General features: G+C 71.8%; 10 protein-coding genes. All 10 read left to right on the top strand.

From position 1 onward, the window contains the following. Nucleotides 1-23: 23 nt before the first annotated feature. The 10 genes from recN (at nucleotide 24) to ACQP2E_RS28500 (ending at nucleotide 15,776) form a co-directional block, all read left to right on the top strand. A complete protein-coding gene (recN, locus tag ACQP2E_RS28545; protein ID WP_433826038.1) occupies nucleotides 24-1,781 on the top strand; it encodes a DNA repair protein RecN in 1,758 nt (585 codons plus the stop codon). A gap of 73 nt (nucleotides 1,782-1,854) precedes the next feature. Continuing rightward, nucleotides 1,855-3,033: a putative cytokinetic ring protein SteA gene (gene steA / locus ACQP2E_RS28540; protein ID WP_433826037.1), complete on the top strand. Its 1,179-nt coding sequence runs from the start codon at nucleotides 1,855-1,857 to the stop codon at nucleotides 3,031-3,033. Between the two features lie 7 nt (nucleotides 3,034-3,040). Continuing rightward, nucleotides 3,041-3,970, top strand: coding sequence for a copper transporter (locus ACQP2E_RS28535; protein ID WP_433826036.1), 930 nt, complete (start codon nucleotides 3,041-3,043; stop codon nucleotides 3,968-3,970). 24 nt (nucleotides 3,971-3,994) lie between these two features. Next, nucleotides 3,995-4,828 (top strand): hypothetical protein, encoded by an 834-nt coding sequence (locus ACQP2E_RS28530; RefSeq protein WP_433826035.1) that lies wholly within the window; start codon nucleotides 3,995-3,997, stop codon nucleotides 4,826-4,828. Beyond that, nucleotides 4,825-6,426: a murein biosynthesis integral membrane protein MurJ gene (murJ, locus tag ACQP2E_RS28525; protein ID WP_433826034.1), complete on the top strand. Its 1,602-nt coding sequence runs from the start codon at nucleotides 4,825-4,827 to the stop codon at nucleotides 6,424-6,426. Before ACQP2E_RS28530 ends, murJ begins: the two co-directional genes overlap by 4 nt. Continuing rightward, nucleotides 6,423-7,535 carry a glycosyltransferase family 4 protein gene (locus tag ACQP2E_RS28520; RefSeq protein ID WP_433826033.1) on the top strand — a complete coding sequence of 371 codons (1,113 nt, stop codon included), beginning with the start codon at nucleotides 6,423-6,425 and terminating at the stop codon, nucleotides 7,533-7,535. Before murJ ends, ACQP2E_RS28520 begins: the two co-directional genes overlap by 4 nt. After that, on the top strand, nucleotides 7,532-9,712 hold the full coding sequence (locus ACQP2E_RS28515; protein WP_433826032.1) for a hypothetical protein: 2,181 nt from the start codon (nucleotides 7,532-7,534) through the stop codon (nucleotides 9,710-9,712). Before ACQP2E_RS28520 ends, ACQP2E_RS28515 begins: the two co-directional genes overlap by 4 nt. Nucleotides 9,713-9,858: 146 nt before the next feature. Then, entirely contained in the window at nucleotides 9,859-11,538 is a 1,680-nt protein-coding gene (locus ACQP2E_RS28510; protein ID WP_433826031.1) for a CTP synthase, read from the top strand. Beyond that, nucleotides 11,535-12,107 carry an NUDIX domain-containing protein gene (locus tag ACQP2E_RS28505; protein WP_433826030.1) on the top strand — a complete coding sequence of 191 codons (573 nt, stop codon included), beginning with the start codon at nucleotides 11,535-11,537 and terminating at the stop codon, nucleotides 12,105-12,107. The genes ACQP2E_RS28510 and ACQP2E_RS28505 overlap by 4 nt, the downstream gene beginning before the upstream one ends. Before the next feature lie 1,332 nt (nucleotides 12,108-13,439). Continuing rightward, complete coding sequence (locus ACQP2E_RS28500; RefSeq protein ID WP_433826029.1) at nucleotides 13,440-15,776, top strand: hypothetical protein; 2,337 nt, start codon at nucleotides 13,440-13,442, stop codon at nucleotides 15,774-15,776. The last annotated feature ends 9 nt before the right edge of the window (nucleotides 15,777-15,785 follow it).

Genomic DNA, 15,785 nt, shown 5'->3' with positions numbered 1-15,785 from the left:
GTGGGCACCGTTACTGTTCGCCTGTGCTGGAGGAACTGCGCATCACCGGTCTCGGCGTCATCGACGACACCACGCTGCGGCTCACGTCGGGAATGAATGTGATCACCGGCGAGACCGGTGCTGGCAAGACGATGGTGGTGACCGGTCTCGGACTTCTGTTCGGCGGCCGGGCCGACGCCGGCCGGGTGCGAGCCGACCCCGGCCGTGCCGTCGTGGAGGGCCGGCTGAAACTGCGCGGCAGCCTGGGTGACGCGGTGCGCACCCGGGTCACCGACGCCGGCGGCGAGGCTGACGACGACGGCTCGATCCTGCTGAGCCGCACGGTGACGGCCGAGGGCCGGTCCCGGGCGCACGTCGGCGGCCGCAGCATGCCGGTGTCGACGCTCAGCGAGCTCGGCGAGCAGATCCTGGCCGTGCACGGCCAGTCCGATCAGCTGCGGCTGCTGCGACCGTCCGAGCAGCGTTCCGCGCTGGACCGGTTCGCCGGCCCGGAGCACGAGAAACTTCTGGATTCCTACCGCGAGGCGTTCACCCGCTGGCGCAAGGTGGTCGAGGACCTGACCGACCGCCGGCGCAACGCGCGGCAGCGCTCGCAGGAGGCCGACCTGCTCAAGCTCGGCCTCGACGAGATAACCCGGGTCGACCCGCAGCCCGGTGAGGACGACGATCTGCGCGCCGAACTGCAGCGGCTGGAGCACGCCGAGGGGCTGCGGGTGGCCGCGGCCATCGCCGGGCAGGCCCTGGCCGGCGGTGTGGAGGCGACCGACGACACCCCGGACGCGACCCAGCTGCTCGGCACCGCCCGGCGCACCCTGGAGGGTCAGGCCGGTGTCGACCCGCGGCTGGGCGAGCTGGCTTTGCGGATCGAGGAGGCGGCGACCCTGGTGGGTGACGTCTCGTCGGAGCTCTCGGCGTACCTCGGTGAGCTGGACGCGGACCCGGCCCGGCTGGAGGCGATCTACGAGCGGCGGGCCGCGCTGCGCGCCTTGACCCGGAAATACGCGGACGACATCGACGGCGTGATCGTCTGGGCGGAGAACGCCCGGACCAAGCTGAGCGATCTGGACAACTCCGACGAGCTGCTCGAGGAGCTGGACAAGGAACGGCAGCGGCTCGCCGCGACCGTGGGCGAGCTGGCGGGCCGGCTCACGGCGGCGCGGCGGGAGGCGGCCGGGCGGTTCTCCGAGGCGGTCAGTGTGGAGCTGGCCGGTCTGGCGATGCCGCACGCGCGGGTCGAGATCGTGGTGCTGACCCGCACGCCGACGCGGGACGAGCCGGCCGTGACGGTCGACGGCGAGGAGTTCGCGGCCGGTCCGGACGGCGCCGACGAGGTGGAGCTGCGGCTGCTGGCCCACCCGGGCGCGCCGTCGCTGCCGCTGCAGAAAGGCGCCTCGGGTGGTGAGCTGTCCCGGGTGATGCTGGCGATCGAGGTGGTGTTCGCGGGCGCCGGTGGCCCGCCGACGCTGGTCTTCGACGAGGTGGACTCGGGTGTCGGTGGCACGGCCGCGGTGGAGATCGGCCGGCGGCTGGCGCGCCTTGCGCGTACCCATCAGGTGTTGGTCGTGACGCACCTGCCGCAGGTCGCGGCATTCGCGGATCGCCATCTGGTGGTCGCGAAGGACACCGGTGGGGCGATCACTACGAGTGGTGTGCGGATCGTGGAGGAGACCGAGCGGGCCCGGGAGTTGTCGCGGATGCTGGCTGGTCTGCCGGATTCGGACCTGGGCATCGCGCATGCCGAGGAGTTGCTCTCCGTAGCCGCCCGGGAAAAACGTGCGTGATAAGTCCCGATTGTCGGTGAGCTGGCGCATGTCGCGGGGGGATGGGGTGCGACGCCGTGTCAGGATGGCCGGGATGCGACTTCCCACCTTGCGCCGCACGCGTTCCACCGAGCCCGGCCCCGTCTCCGGGGTGGCCCGGCTCGATCGGCGCACCAAGCGACTGACCGGCAGGCTGCGTCCCGGCGACATCGCCGTGATCGACCACCTCGATCTGGACCGGGTGGCGGCCGACTCGCTCGTCGCCTCCGGCGTGACCGCGGTGCTCAACGCGAAGCCCTCGATCTCCGGCCGTTACCCGAACCTGGGTCCGGAAGTGCTGATCAAGGGTGGCGTGCTGCTCGTCGACGGCCTCGGTGAGGACATCTTCAAGGGGCTGCGCGAGGGGCAGACGGTGAGCATCGACGGCGGCACCGTGCTGCTCGGCGGCGAGCCCGTCGCCACCGGCGTGCGGCAGGACACCGAAAGTGTCGCCCAGGCGATGGCCGACGCCCGCGAAGGCCTGTCGGTGCAGCTGGAGGCGTTCGCGCAGAACACGCTGGACTACATGAAGCAGGAGCGTGAGCTGCTGCTCGACGGCGTCGGTGTGCCGGACGTGCGGACCCGCATCGCCGGCCGGCACGTGCTGATCGTGGTGCGTGGGTACGACTACAAGGAGGACCTCGACGTCCTCCGGCCCTACATTCGGGAGTACAAACCGGTCCTGATCGGGGTGGACGGCGGCGCCGACGCCCTGGTGGAGAACGGTTACACCCCCGACCTGATCATCGGCGACATGGACTCGGTCACCGATGACGTGCTGCGGTGCGGCGCCGAGGTGATCGTGCACGCGTACCCGGACGGGCGCGCGCCCGGTCTGGAGCGGGTTCGGGGTGTCGGGGTGGATGCGATCACCTTCCCGGCCGCGGCCACCAGCGAGGACCTGGCGATGCTGCTCGCCGACGAGAAGGGCGCGTCGCTGATCGTGGCGGTCGGCACCCACGCGAACCTGGTCGAGTTCCTCGACAAGGGCCGCGGCGGCATGGCGTCGACGTTCCTGACCCGGCTCAAGGTCGGCGGCAAGCTTGTCGACGCGAAAGGTGTGAGCCGGCTCTACCGGCAGAACATCTCCGGTTCCGCGCTGCTGCTCCTGGTGCTGTCCGCCCTCGCGGCGATGGCGTCCGCGGTGGCCGTCTCCACGGTGGGGAAGGCGTACCTCACCGTCGTGTCCGAGTGGTGGAACAATTTGGTGTTCCAGCTCGACAATTTCTTCTGAGGGCGTCGTGATCAACTTCCGGTACCACGTGGTGTCTCTCACCGCGGTCTTCCTCGCGCTCGCGATCGGCCTGGTGGTCGGCACCGCCGCGCTCAACGGCCCGGTCTCCGAGAACCTGCGTGCCAACCTCGAGGCGCTGAAGAAGGACAACGACGTACGCCGCGACCAGGTGAACCAGGCCCGCGACGAGTTGAACCGCAACCAGGACTTCGCGACCGAGCTGGCGCCGGTGGTGCTCGCCGGCAAGCTGGCCACCCGCAAGATCGCCGTGGTGTCGCTGCCCGGCGCCGAGGACACCGCCGACGCGGTGACCAAGATGCTGAACGTGGCGAACGCGACGGTGACCGCGCGGGTCCGGGTGGAGGAGAAGTTCCTCGACCCGAACTACTCGAACGAGCTGCTCGACCTGGCCGACCAGTCGTCGCAGGTGAGCATCCCGGTGACCTCGCTGCCGCGGAACAGTGACGGCGTCGAGACGGCGAGCGCGCTGATCGCGCTGACCCTGCTGCAGGGCACCACGTCGCCGACGCCTGACGACGTGACCGCGGTGCTGACCGGGCTGTCCCAGGCCGGTTACCTCGGTGTCGAGGACAACGCGGCCGGTGGCGCCGAGGCGATCGTGCTGGTCGCCGGCGAGCCCGCCACCGACAAGGAAGCCACCAAGAAGAGCGCGTTCGCGGTCACCGTGGCGGCCCAGTTCAGCATGAACCGGCCCTTGATCGTGGCCGGCGACGGCGCCGGCGAAGGCACCCTGGTGGCCGGGGTGCGCAGCGACCCGAGCCTGGTGAAGAAGATCTCCACGGTGGACAACGTGAGCACCGTGCAGGGGCAGGTGGCGACCGCCATGACGACCACCGAGCGCCTCGTGCAGAACAAAATCGGTCAGTACGGCCTCGGCACCGGTTCTTCCTCGATGGTGCCGTCAGCGGCGCCGTAACACCCCTGACTAGACTTTCGGGCCATGGCCTACCTCCGTTCCTTCGGCATCGGCGCCCTGGTCGCGCGGTCCGCTCTCGCCTGGGTGCGACGCGACCCGAACGCGGGTGACCTGCGCCGGACCAACTTCCACGGCCGCACGGTGACGCTCGCCGGCGGGCCCGCGCTCGCGCTGGGCGCCACCGCCGGAGCCGCCTCCGGTGCCGCGACGCCCCGGCTGGCGGCCGCCGCGGTCGCCGCCGGAGCGGTCAGCGGCGCGGTCGGGCTCTACGACGACATCGTCGGCAACCGGCCGGAGCAGAAGACGGCGAAAGGTTTCGCGGGTCACCTGGGCGCGCTGCGCGAGGGCCGGGTCACCAGTGGCCTTGTCAAGATTGCCGGGGTGGGCGCGGCCGGTCTGGTCGCTTCGAGCCTGATCGGCAGCGACCGGCGCAGCGGCATCGGCCGGGGCGCCGACGTGCTGCTCGGCGCCGGGGTGATCGCCGGAACGGCGAACCTGCTGAACCTTCTCGACCTGCGCCCCGGCCGCGCGCTCAAGGCCGGCGCCATCCTCGGGGCGCCGCTGGCGATCGGCCGTGGCGGCGCGATGACCGCCGGCATGCTCGGCGCCGGCGCGGCCCTGCTGCCGGCCGATCTCAACGAGGAGATCATGCTCGGCGACTCCGGGGCGAACGCGCTCGGCGCGCTGCTCGGGGTGGCCTTCACGGCCCGGGCCGGCACGGCGAGCCGGGTGGCGGCGCTGGCGGTGCTCGCGACGCTGACCGCCGCGAGCGAGCAGATCAGCTTTACCAAGGTCATCCAGGACACGCCGTGGCTGCGCGCCGTCGACGAGCTCGGCCGCCGGCCACCCGAAGCGTGACCGATACGTCGAAGACCGCTGCGAAGATCGCCGGGGCAGCGGCCCTGATCACCGTGCTGACGGTGGTCGCCCGGCTCGCCGGGTTCGGCCGTACCCTGGTCTTCTTCTACACGGTCGGTGAGGGCGGCGACGGCGGTCTCGCCGACATCTACTTCGCCGCCAACACCGTGCCGAACATCGTCTTCGAGCTGGTGGCCGGTGGTGCCCTGGCGAGCCTCGTGGTGCCGCTGGTGGCGAAAGCGGCGGCCGAGGGCGACCGGCAGCGCGTCGGCGCTGTCACCTCCGCGCTGCTGACCTGGATGCTGGCGCTGACCGTGCCGCTCGCCGTGCTGGTGGCCCTCGCGGCCGGCCCGATCACCGGACTGTTGCAGGGTGTCGACCCGGCGCACCAGGAGGTCGCCGCCCGGATGCTGCGGATCTTCGCGCCGCAGCTGCCGCTGTACGGGATCGGCATCGTGCTGGCCGGGGTGCTCCAGGCGCATCACCGGTTCGCCTGGCCGGTGATCGCGCCGCTGCTGTCCAGTGTCACGGTGATGACGGCATACCTCACCTACGCCGGGATCGACGGTGCCCGGACCGGTTTCGCCGGGCTGAGCACCGCCGGTGAGCTGACCCTGTCGATCGGCACCACAGCGGGCGTGGTGGTGCTGACGCTCTGCCTGTTCGTGCCGCTGGCCCGGCTGCGGCTGCGTCTGCGGCCCTCGCTGCGGTTCCCGGGGGACGAGGGGCACCAGGCGGTCCGGCTCGGCTGGGCCGGCGCGGTGACCGTCGGCGCGCAGCAGATCGTGGTGGCCCTCGTCGTGACGCTCGGCGCCGCGCAGCTGGCCCGCTACAACGGCGCGCAGACCGTCTTCCTGCTGCCCTGGGCGGTTCTCGCGGTGCCGCTGGCCACCGCGGTCTACCCGCGCCTGTCGGACGCCGCGGCGCGCGGTGACGAGGACGCGTACGCCTCGGCGCTGTCCGGCACCGCCAAGTCGGTGATCCTGCTCGCCGGCCTGGGAGCCGCGGCGCTGGCCGGTCTGGCCGTCCCGGCGGCGTATCTGATGAACGCGCCCGGCGCGGTGCCCGGCATCGTCGGCTTCGCGCCCGGCCTGCTGGGGTACGCGATGTTCGCCCTGCTGTCCCGTGCCCTCTACGCCCGGGGCGCATCGAGGGCGGCCGCCGCCGCGTCCGGCATCGGCTGGCTCTGCGCCGGGATCGTGGTCGTGGCGGTCACCACGAGCGCCGGCGGCCGGGCCGAGCTGCTCGGGCTGGGCCTGGCCAACGCGGCCGGGATGACCGTGACCGGGCTGCTGCTGGTCCGCGCGGTACGCCGGCACGCCGGCCCGGCGGCGCTCGCCGGATTCGGCCGGGCCGGCGCCGCGGCCGTGGCAGCCGCCCTCGCCGCCGGCGTGGCCGGGTGGGCCGCGGTGACCGGGCTGGAACGGGCGTTCTGGCCCACCCCGGGAGTGCCCGCCGCCCTCGCGGAAGGCATGCTGGGCGGTGCCGCCGTCGCGGTGGTGTTCGTGGCGGTGGCGTACGCGCTGGACCGGCGTGACATGCAACCGCTGGTCATCACCCTGCGGCGCAAGCTTCTGAAGGAGGAACCCCGGTCGTGAGCAGCGACGACACGTGGCGTGGCTCGGTTGTGCTGGTCCTCGCGTCCAGCACCGGCGGGATCGGCCAGCACGTCGCCTCGCTGGCCCGTGGACTGGTCGAGGCCGGTTGCCGGGTGCTGGTCTGCGGCCCGGCCGCGACCGACGCGCACTTCGGGTTCAGCACGTCCGGTGTCGAGTTCGCGCCGGTGGAGATACCGGCCGACCCCGGGCCGCAGGACTCCGGCGCGATCCGGCAGCTGCGCAAGGCCATCACCGGCCGGGACGCCGAAGTGATCCACGCTCACGGGTTGCGGGCCGGATTTGTGGTGTCGCTCGCGCGTACCGGAGTGCCCCTGGTGGTGACCTGGCACAACGCCGTGCTCGCGCGTGGCCTGAAAGGCCAGGCCGGAGCGCTGCTGGAGCGGATCGTGGCGCGCAACGCCGCGCTCACCCTGGGCGCCTCGCAGGACCTGGTGGACCGGGCCGTCACGATGGGCGCGAAACACGCCCGGCTCGGACCGGTGGCCTCACCCCGGCTGGATCCGCCGCGGCGCACCCGGTCGGCGGTGCGCGCCGAGTTCCGGCTCAAGGCCGCGACCCCGCTGATCCTGTCGGTCGGCCGGCTGCACCCGCAGAAACGCTACGACCTGCTCGTCGACGCCGCCGCCCGGTGGCGTGACCTGACGCCCGCGCCGGTGGTGGCGGTGGCCGGCTCCGGGCCGAGCTACATGCCTCTGGCACAGCGGGCGTCGCAGCTGCACGCCCCGTTCCACCTGCTCGGGCACCGCGGCGACGTGCCCGACCTGCTGCTCGGCGCGGACCTGGCCGTGGTCACCAGCGACTGGGAGGCGCGGCAGCTGTTCACCCAGGAAGCCCTGCACGCCGGTGTGCCGCTGATCGTGACGGCGGTCGGCGGGCTGCCCGGGCTGGTCGGTGACGCCGCCGTGGTGATCCCCCCGGGTGACCTGGACGCGCTCGACGAGGCGGTCCGCCGGATGCTGGCCGACCCCGAGCTGCGCGCCGATTACGCGGCCCGAGGACCCCGGCAGGCGGCGACCTGGCCGACCGAGCCCGACGTGGTAACCGACGTCTGCTCCGCGTACGCCGAGGTCACGGCGGTCCGCCGGTGATCCGGAAGCTCCTCACGCCCTATGTCCTGCTGGCGCTGGTCGCGGTGACCAGCCTGGCCGGGCTGACGATCCGCCCGGACGAGCAGGCCCAGCGCGGCGCCGCCGACTACGTGGTGGTGGCGGCCGCGCCCGGACTGCGCTGGGAGGACCTGGACCCGCAGCGCACCCCGGCGCTGTGGCAGGAGGCGAAGGCGGGCTCGGTCGGCTGGCTGACCGTACGATCCGCACACGAGGTGACCTGCCCGGCCGACGGCTTCCTGACGCTGGGCGCCGGCAACTACGCGGCCTGGGACTCCCGGGAGGTGTCCGGCCGCTGCCCGGCCGCCGAGCCCCAGCTGACCCGCCCGGACGGCATCGGCGCGAACGTCGTCGACCAGCGCACCGTGGTCCGCAACAACCAGGACCGGATGCCGTACGGGACCACGCCGGGCGCCCTCGCCGAATCGGTGCGCTGCACGGTGGCCGTCGGCCCGGGCGCGGCGATCGCGGCGGCCCGTCCGTTCGGCCGCGTCGACAAGTACGTCCCGAAGCTGCCCCAGGACCCGTCCACCCTGCTCAGCGACTGTGTGCTCAGCGTCGTCGACCTCGGCACCATCAACGGCAGCGGCGCCGAACGCCAGGCCGCCGTCGCGGCCGCCGACGCGATCCTGGCCCGGGTCCTCAGCTCCCGCCCGGAACGCTCGCTCATGCTGATCGCCGGGATCTCCGACACCGACCCCAGCTCGCGGCTGCACGTCGCGATCGCCGAGGGACCGGGCTGGGAGGGCGGCTGGCTCACCTCGGCCGGCACCGGCCGCGACGGATACCTGCAACTCGTCGATCTGGCGCCGACCGTGCTGTCGGCGCTCGGCCGCCCAGCACCGGAGAAGCTGTTCTCCGGGTACGCGGCCACCGTCGCCGAAGGCCGCCCGGCCGACCCGGCCGAGGCGATGCAGGGCGAACACGACGCCGACCGGCGGGCGATCGCCCAGCGTGGCGTCACCGAGATCTTCTTCGCGGTGCTGGCGATCGTCCAGCTGCTGCTGTTCGCCGCGACGATCCCGGTGCTGATCCGGGCACGGCGGCACGCCGGACCGGCCGGGCCGCCGCTGCCACCGCGCCGCCTCGTGGCCATCGTGGAGGCCGCCCTGATCGCGGCCGGGCTGGCGATCCCGGCGGCGCTCGTCGCCGACCTGGTGCCGTGGTGGAGCAGCGAGCATCCGGCCTGGGCGTTCGGCTCGGCCACGGCCGCGCTGATGGTGCTCGGCACCCTGGTGATCCGGCTGTCGCCGCGGTACCCGCGCACGCTGTGGCCGATGGGCGTGGTCTCCGCGGTCGCCGTCGTGGTGGTCGCGCTGGACCTGCTCACCGGTGCCCGGCTGCAGCTCAACGGGGTGGCCGGCTACTCGGCGGTGTACGGGATCCGCTACGCCGGCGTCGGCAGCGTGGGGCTCGGCGTCTTCGTGGCCGGTCTGATGCTGCTGGCCGGATGCGTGGCCCAGCGGGTCACCCGGCAGTGGCGCCCGCTGATCATGGTGATCTTCGGTGGGCTGGGCGTCGTCATGGTCGGCAGCCCGTACCTCGGCGCCGACCCGACCGGCGCGATCGCGGTGACCGCCGGGGTGTGCGTCGCGGCAGCGATCAGCACCGGCGGCTGGCTGACGTTCCCGAGGTTCGCCTGGGCGGCGCTGGCCGGCCTGGTGGTCACCATCGGGTTCGCGGTGTTCGACCTGAGCCGGCCCGAGCTGGAACAGGGCACCCTCGGCCGGTTCCTGACCTCGCTCGCGGGCGGCACGGCCGGTCCGGCCATGCAGCGGGCCGCGGCGGCGAGCGGTCAGGCACTGGTGGACAGCCCTCTCACGCTTCTCGCACTCTTCGGTGCCCTGATGCTGGCCTTCTGCCAGTTCTCCCCGTGGGGTGGCCTCAACCGGGTCTACGGGCTGCACCCGGCGGTCCGGGCGGGCATCGCCGGCACGACGGTGGCGACCCTGATCGCCGGACTGTTCGGCGGTACGGCCCTGGGCGTGTCCGGAACGGCGGCGGCGCTTGCCGTTCCGGTGGCGGTGCTCACGGCATTACGTGTTCTCCTTCACGCCGCCGACCGCAGCTCCTCGCCGGGCGAAACGGACGGACCGGGCGGGCCGCTGCTGCGCAAAACCGACGATGATCCAGTTCAGGCGGGTGAAAGAGCCGGCTGACGGCCGGCTGGCGGCCCGCTGACACGCGTGCCGAGCAGCCCAGACGTGGCGGCTCCGGCAAACAGTGTTACGGTGAATTCCCGTGGATGGGGCTTTGACCAGCCCCCGCCGCAGTTCCGACAGACAGGCGACCACGGGAGCGGGCCTTGGCCTCATCAGTGCGCGACACGCGGCACATCTTCGTCACCGGGGGCGTCGCCTCCTCGCTGGGCAAGGGCCTCACCGCCTCCAGCCTCGGCAATCTGCTCACCGCCCGCGGTCTCCGCGTCGTGATGCAGAAGCTGGACCCTTATCTGAACGTCGACCCAGGAACGATGAACCCGTTCCAGCACGGCGAGGTCTTCGTGACGGAGGACGGCGCCGAGACGGACCTCGACGTCGGCCACTACGAGCGCTTCCTCGACCGGGATCTCTCCGGCAAGGCGAACGTCACCACCGGCCAGGTCTACTCGGCCGTCATCGCCCGGGAGCGGCGCGGCGAGTACCTGGGCGACACCGTGCAGGTCATCCCGCACATCACCAACGAGATCAAGAGCCGCATCTTCGCGATGGGCGACCCGGACGAGAATGGTCTCGTCCCGGACGTCGTCATCACCGAGGTGGGCGGCACGGTCGGCGACATGGAGTCGCTGCCGTTCCTCGAGGCGATCCGTCAGGTGCGCCACGAGGTCGGCCGGGACCACGTCTTCTACCTGCACGTCTCGCTGGTGCCCTACCTGGCGCCGTCCGGCGAGCTGAAGACGAAGCCGACCCAGCACTCGGTGGCGGCGCTGCGCAACATCGGTATCCAGCCGGACGCGTTGATCTGCCGCAGCGACCGGGAGATCCCGGACAAGATGAAGCACAAGCTGGCGCTCTACTGCGACGTCGACCGTGAGGCCGTCATCGCCTGCCCGGACGCGCCCAGCATCTACGACATCCCGAAGGTCCTGCACGACGAGGGCCTGGACGCCTACGTCGTGCGCCGTCTCGGCCTGTCGTTCCGGGACGTCAACTGGAAGACCTGGAACGACCTGCTGGAGCGGGTTCACCACCCGAAGCGCACCATCACGATCGCGCTGGTCGGCAAGTACGTCGATCTGCCGGACGCGTACCTGTCGGTCTCCGAGGCGATCCGGGCGGCCGGCTTCGGCAACACCGTCAAGATCAAGCTGCGCTGGGTGCCGAGCGACGAGTGCGTCACCCCGGCCGGCGCCGCCGCCGCGCTCAAGGGCGCCGACGGCATCGTCATCCCGGGCGGCTTCGGCGTCCGCGGCATCGAGGGCAAGGTCAACACCTCCCGGTACGCGCGGGAGAACCAGGTCCCGATCCTCGGCCTCTGCCTCGGCCTGCAGTGCATGACGATCGACGCGGCCCGCAACATGGCCGGTCTCACCGGTGCGAACTCGCTGGAGTTCGACGAGCGGGCCACCTATCCGGTCATCTCGACGATGGCCGACCAGGAGGACATCGTCGCGGGCAAGGGCGACCTGGGTGGCACCATGCGCCTTGGCGCGTACCCGGCTGCTCTCAAGGAGGGCTCCATCGTCGCCGAGGTGTATGGCGCCACGGAGATCTCCGAGCGGCACCGGCACCGCTACGAGGTGAACAACGACTACCGCGACAAGCTGTCGCAGTCCGGCCTGGTCTTCTCCGGCACGTCGCCGGACGGGCGGCTCGTCGAGTTCATCGAGCTGGACCGCGACGTCCACCCGTACTTCGTGGCGACACAGGCTCACCCGGAGCTGAAGAGCCGGCCGACCCGGCCGCACCCGCTCTTCGACGGCCTGGTCAAGGCCGCGATCGCCTACGCGGCCGCGGACGAGCTGCCGGTCGCACCGGAATGACCTTCGCCCACGAGCGGCTCTCCCGCACCGATCGGTTCCACGGCGCGATCTTCTCGGTCTACACCGACGAGATCACCATGTCCGACGGCTCCTCCGCGCCGCGCGACGTGGTGGAGAATCGCGGCGCGGTGGTCGTCGTAGCCCTCGACGACCAGGACCAGGTCGTCCTGATCAAGCAGTACCGGCACCCGGTTCGATCCCACCTGTGGGAGCTGCCGGCCGGTCTGCGCGACGTCGAGGGCGAGGACCCGGCGCTGACCGCGGCCCGCGAGCTGGCCGAGGAGGCAGACCTGACGGCCGGCCGCTTCGACCGCCTCGTCGACCTGCACACCTCACCCGGCTTCAGCGACGAGTTCGTACTGGTCTACCTGGCCCGCGACCTCGCCGAGGTGCCTGCCGCGGACCGCCACGCACGCACCGCCGAGGAAGCCGACATCGAGGTGCACCGGGTCCCGTTGGACAAGGCGGTCTCGATGGCCCTGGCCGGCGAGATCACCAACGCGGCAGCGGTAGCGGGCCTCCTCGCGGCCGCCCGCGCCCGCGACACAGCCTGGAAAACCCTCCGCTGACCCCTCGCCCGTGATCCGGCGCCGGGCCGTCTTCGGCCCGGCGCCGTCCTGCATTTGATACGCCCACCGGCCTCCGACAACCGCATCAACCACCTCCAGTGGCCCCCGCCACCTGCGGCCCCTCCCGCCGGCGCCCCCCCCGCCGCCGGCCCCGGCATCCCCTCACCCACACATCCCAGCACCCAGCCGCGCCTCCCGACGCCCCTGCGCACCAGCCGACCGGGGGCAGCCTGTAGCCAGCAGCTCCCGGCTGTACGTGCCAGCTCCCGGCTGTACGTGGCGGCGGCCGTGTGTGACAGCCGGTCGGGGTTGGCTGTCGCTCACGGCGGCCGGCTGCACGTGGCGGCTGCTGGCTGTACGTCAGGGCGGCCGTCACGTGCAGCTGGCGGCCGTGGTGTGCAGCTGGCGGTCGTGGTGTGCAGCCGGCGGCCGCTAGAGACAGCCCGCCGCATCGTGGCCGCTGCGCCTTTCCGCTCTGACTCGCTCCGATTCGCCCCGCTTGGCTCGAACCCGGCCGGCTGTACGTGGCGGCTGTACGTGGCGGCTGCCGGCTGTACGTGGCGGCGGCCGTGTGTGACAGCCGGTCGGGGTTGGCTGTCGCTCACGGCGGCCGGCTGCACGTCACGGCGGCCGTCACGTGCAGCTGGCGGCCGTGGTGTGCAGCTGGCGGCTGTCATGTGCAGCTGGCGGCCGTGGTGTGCGGCTGGCGGCTGTCATGTGCAGCTGGCGGCCGTGGTGTGCGGCTGGCGGCTGTCATGTGCAGCTGGCGGCCGTGGTGTGCAGCTGGCGGCTGTCATGTGCAGCTGGCGGTCGCAACGGGGGGTGGCTTGTGGTTGGGGTCGCGTATTGGGCTTTGGAGCTACCACGAGCGCAAGCCGGCCGATGTCGGCCGGCTGCCTCGGGTGCTGGAGGGGGCGCCGGGGCCGGCGGCGGAGCGCGCCGGCGGGAGGGGCGTCAGGTGCTGGACTCTTGGGTACGGCGGGCTTGCGGTTGTCAGGCCACGGTTGCGCGTATCCATGATGGATTGATGCTGGGCAGGGGGTGAAGGCGGCGGGGCTGTTGCTCGGCGGGTTGGCGATTTGTCCGATTGCGACGATGGTGATCAGGCTGGGCGGGGCCTGGGTGGTTCTGCGGCTGATCCCGCCGCCGCTGATCTCGCCGGCGCTGGTCTCGTTGCTGATCGGGTGGTGATTTCTTGGCGCACAGCAGTTGGCCCGATGTTGAACGGGTCATGGAATACCCCCTCTGACCTGTGGTTTTGCCATGAACGGCCGGGGGAGCGACGCAACGACGATCCGTTAGCGTGCTGCCGATCGGAGTCATGGGGGACAAGTGAGCGAATCAACGGCGGTCATCGAGCGGGTGTCCGCGCCGGCGCCGGCCGAGGTCAAGGCCGAGCGGACGACGGACCTGTTGCGGGCACTGCCCTGGCTGGTCGTCGTGGCAGTGCTGATCGGGTTGCTGACCTGGTCGAACACGCCGGGCGTGGAGACACTGCGGTACGCGATCTACTGGACACTCGGTGTGCTGGTGCCCGGCGTGCTCGTCTTCCGGGCGCTGCGCGGCAGCCGGGGCAACCTGCCGGAGGACATCGGGTTCGGCGCGACCGCCGGCATCGCGGTGCAGCTCGTCGGCTGGGCGATCTTCGTCGGCGCCGGGCTGGAAAGCGTGCTCTGGATCTGGCCGCTGCTGGTGCTGGCCGTCTTCGCCGGTGTGCCGAAACTGCGCAGGCACTGGCGGATCGAGGATCCGCAGCCGCTGCCGCTGGCCTGGTCGTGGCTGATCGCCGCGGTGATGGTGCTGGCCGTGGCGATCCTCGGGCTCGGCGAGTGGGCCAGCAATCCGCTGCCGCCGGTGACGCACTCACTTTTCGGCGACGTCTACTACCACTGGGCGAATGCCGCCCAGCTCAGCCACACGATCCTCCCCACACAGCCGCAGATGGCCGGGGAGCCGCTGAAGTATCACTGGTTCTCCGACGCGTTCCGGGCCTCGGCCACCCTGATCAGTGGCGCCGACCTGGCGACCGTGATGCTGCGCCTCTGGGCCGGTCCCGTGGTGATCACCTCGGTGCTGGTGATCGCCGCTCTGGCCCGGCAGGCGAGCCGGGTGTGGTGGGGCGGGCCGGTAGCCGCGTTCATCGCGGTGGCGCTGCCGATCACCTCGATCTGGCCGCAGTTCACGAGCTGGCCGGTGGGGATCGAGCCCTGGTACAGCCCGACGCTCACGTTCTCCATCCCGTTCGTGACAGTGGTGGCGACGATGCTCGTCGGCATCGCCCGTGGTGAGAAGCTGGGCCGTGGTGGCTGGACGCTGTTCGGTCTGCTGCTGGTGGTCGCGACCGCGAGCAAGTCGAGTTCGCTGCCGACTCTGCTGGGCGGCATGTGCCTGGGCGCGCTGGCGCTCTGGATCCTCAACCGCAAACCACCGAAGGCCATGCTGACCACGCTGGGCGCCGCCGCGCTCGTGCTCGCCGTGACCGCGCCGTTCCTGGCCGGTGGCGGGTCCGGCGCGGGCATCCAGTTCGGCGCCGCGTTCAGCTTCAAGGGCCAGTTCATCTGGGTGGTCGGCCGGGACGGCATTCCCGGTACCGGCGGTCTGCTGCCGGAGCAGATCATGCACGTGCCGTGGGGTCTCAAGCTGATCCTGCCGGCGCTGCTGGTCTGTTTCGTGCTCAGCCAGATCGGCCGGGTTCTCGGGTTCACCGCGCTGTTGCGCAAGGACTTCCGTTCCGACGCGGCGGCCTGGGTGCTGGCCGGCATCGGCATCGCCGGCTGGGCGGGCGCCCTGCTGATCAACCACACCGCCAACGGCGAGCTGTACTTCATCTACTCGGCGATCCCGGCGCAGGCCGCGCTCACCGCGTGGCTGCTCACCGCGGTCGCCCCGAAGCGGGCGTTCGTGCCGGTCGTCGGTGGCCTGATCGCCGGCGCTGTTACCGGGGCCATGCTGCACCGGTTCGGCCCGGGCATCTCCGGCCCGTGGGAGAATTTCTGGCGGTACAACCTGTCCCGCCCGATCCTCGTCCTGCTCGCGGTCATCGCGATCGGCTCGGCGCTGTGGTGGCTGCACCGGCGTCGCTGGCCGGCGCTGGTCGGCGGCGGGCTGGCCGTGCTGATCGCGGCGGGCATCGGGCTCGGCTGGGACACCACCTGGCGGCAGCTCGGCAGCCAGGTCCAGGATGCCGTGGACGGCAAGACGCCGTCGGCGGGCAAGAAGGGCGACTTCTGGGTCACCCAGAACGAGATGCGTGCCGCGGCCTGGCTCGCGGCGAACGCGCCGGCTGAGGACTATGTCGCCACGAACGTGCACTGCGAGATGGTGAAGACCGACGCGGATTGCATCAACCGGTCGTTCTGGGTGTCCGCGCTGACCGAGCACGCGGTGGTGCTCGAAGGGTGGGCGTACCAGCCGGCCACGCAGGCCGCGCACGGCGACAACGGCATCCCGTACTACAAGGCGGCCTCGCCGGACCCGGAGCGGCAGCGGATCAACGACGCGGCGTTCAGTGCGCCCACGGCCGAGATTTTGACCGAATTGCGGGATAAATACGAGGCTAAGTGGCTTTATGCTGACAGTCGAGCCAGCGCTGTCTCGCCACTTCTCGGGACCCTCGCCATCGAGCGATTCCGGGCCGGGGACGCGGTTGTCTTCCAGATTCCGGGGTAGAAACGCTTG

The sequence above is a fragment of the Actinoplanes sp. CA-015351 genome (assembly GCF_050955685.1).
Classification (GTDB): domain Bacteria; phylum Actinomycetota; class Actinomycetes; order Mycobacteriales; family Micromonosporaceae; genus Actinoplanes.
Note: the sequence above shows the minus strand (reverse complement) of the source record. Positions and strands in the feature narration are given on the sequence as shown.

Coding starts and splice junctions, on each gene's coding strand:
- steA (WP_433826037.1), top strand. CDS start 1,855: ATGCGACTTCCCACCTTGCGCCGCACGCGTTCCACCGAGCCCGGCCCC.
- ACQP2E_RS28530 (WP_433826035.1), top strand. CDS start 3,995: ATGGCCTACCTCCGTTCCTTCGGCATCGGCGCCCTGGTCGCGCGGTCC.
- ACQP2E_RS28505 (WP_433826030.1), top strand. CDS start 11,535: ATGACCTTCGCCCACGAGCGGCTCTCCCGCACCGATCGGTTCCACGGC.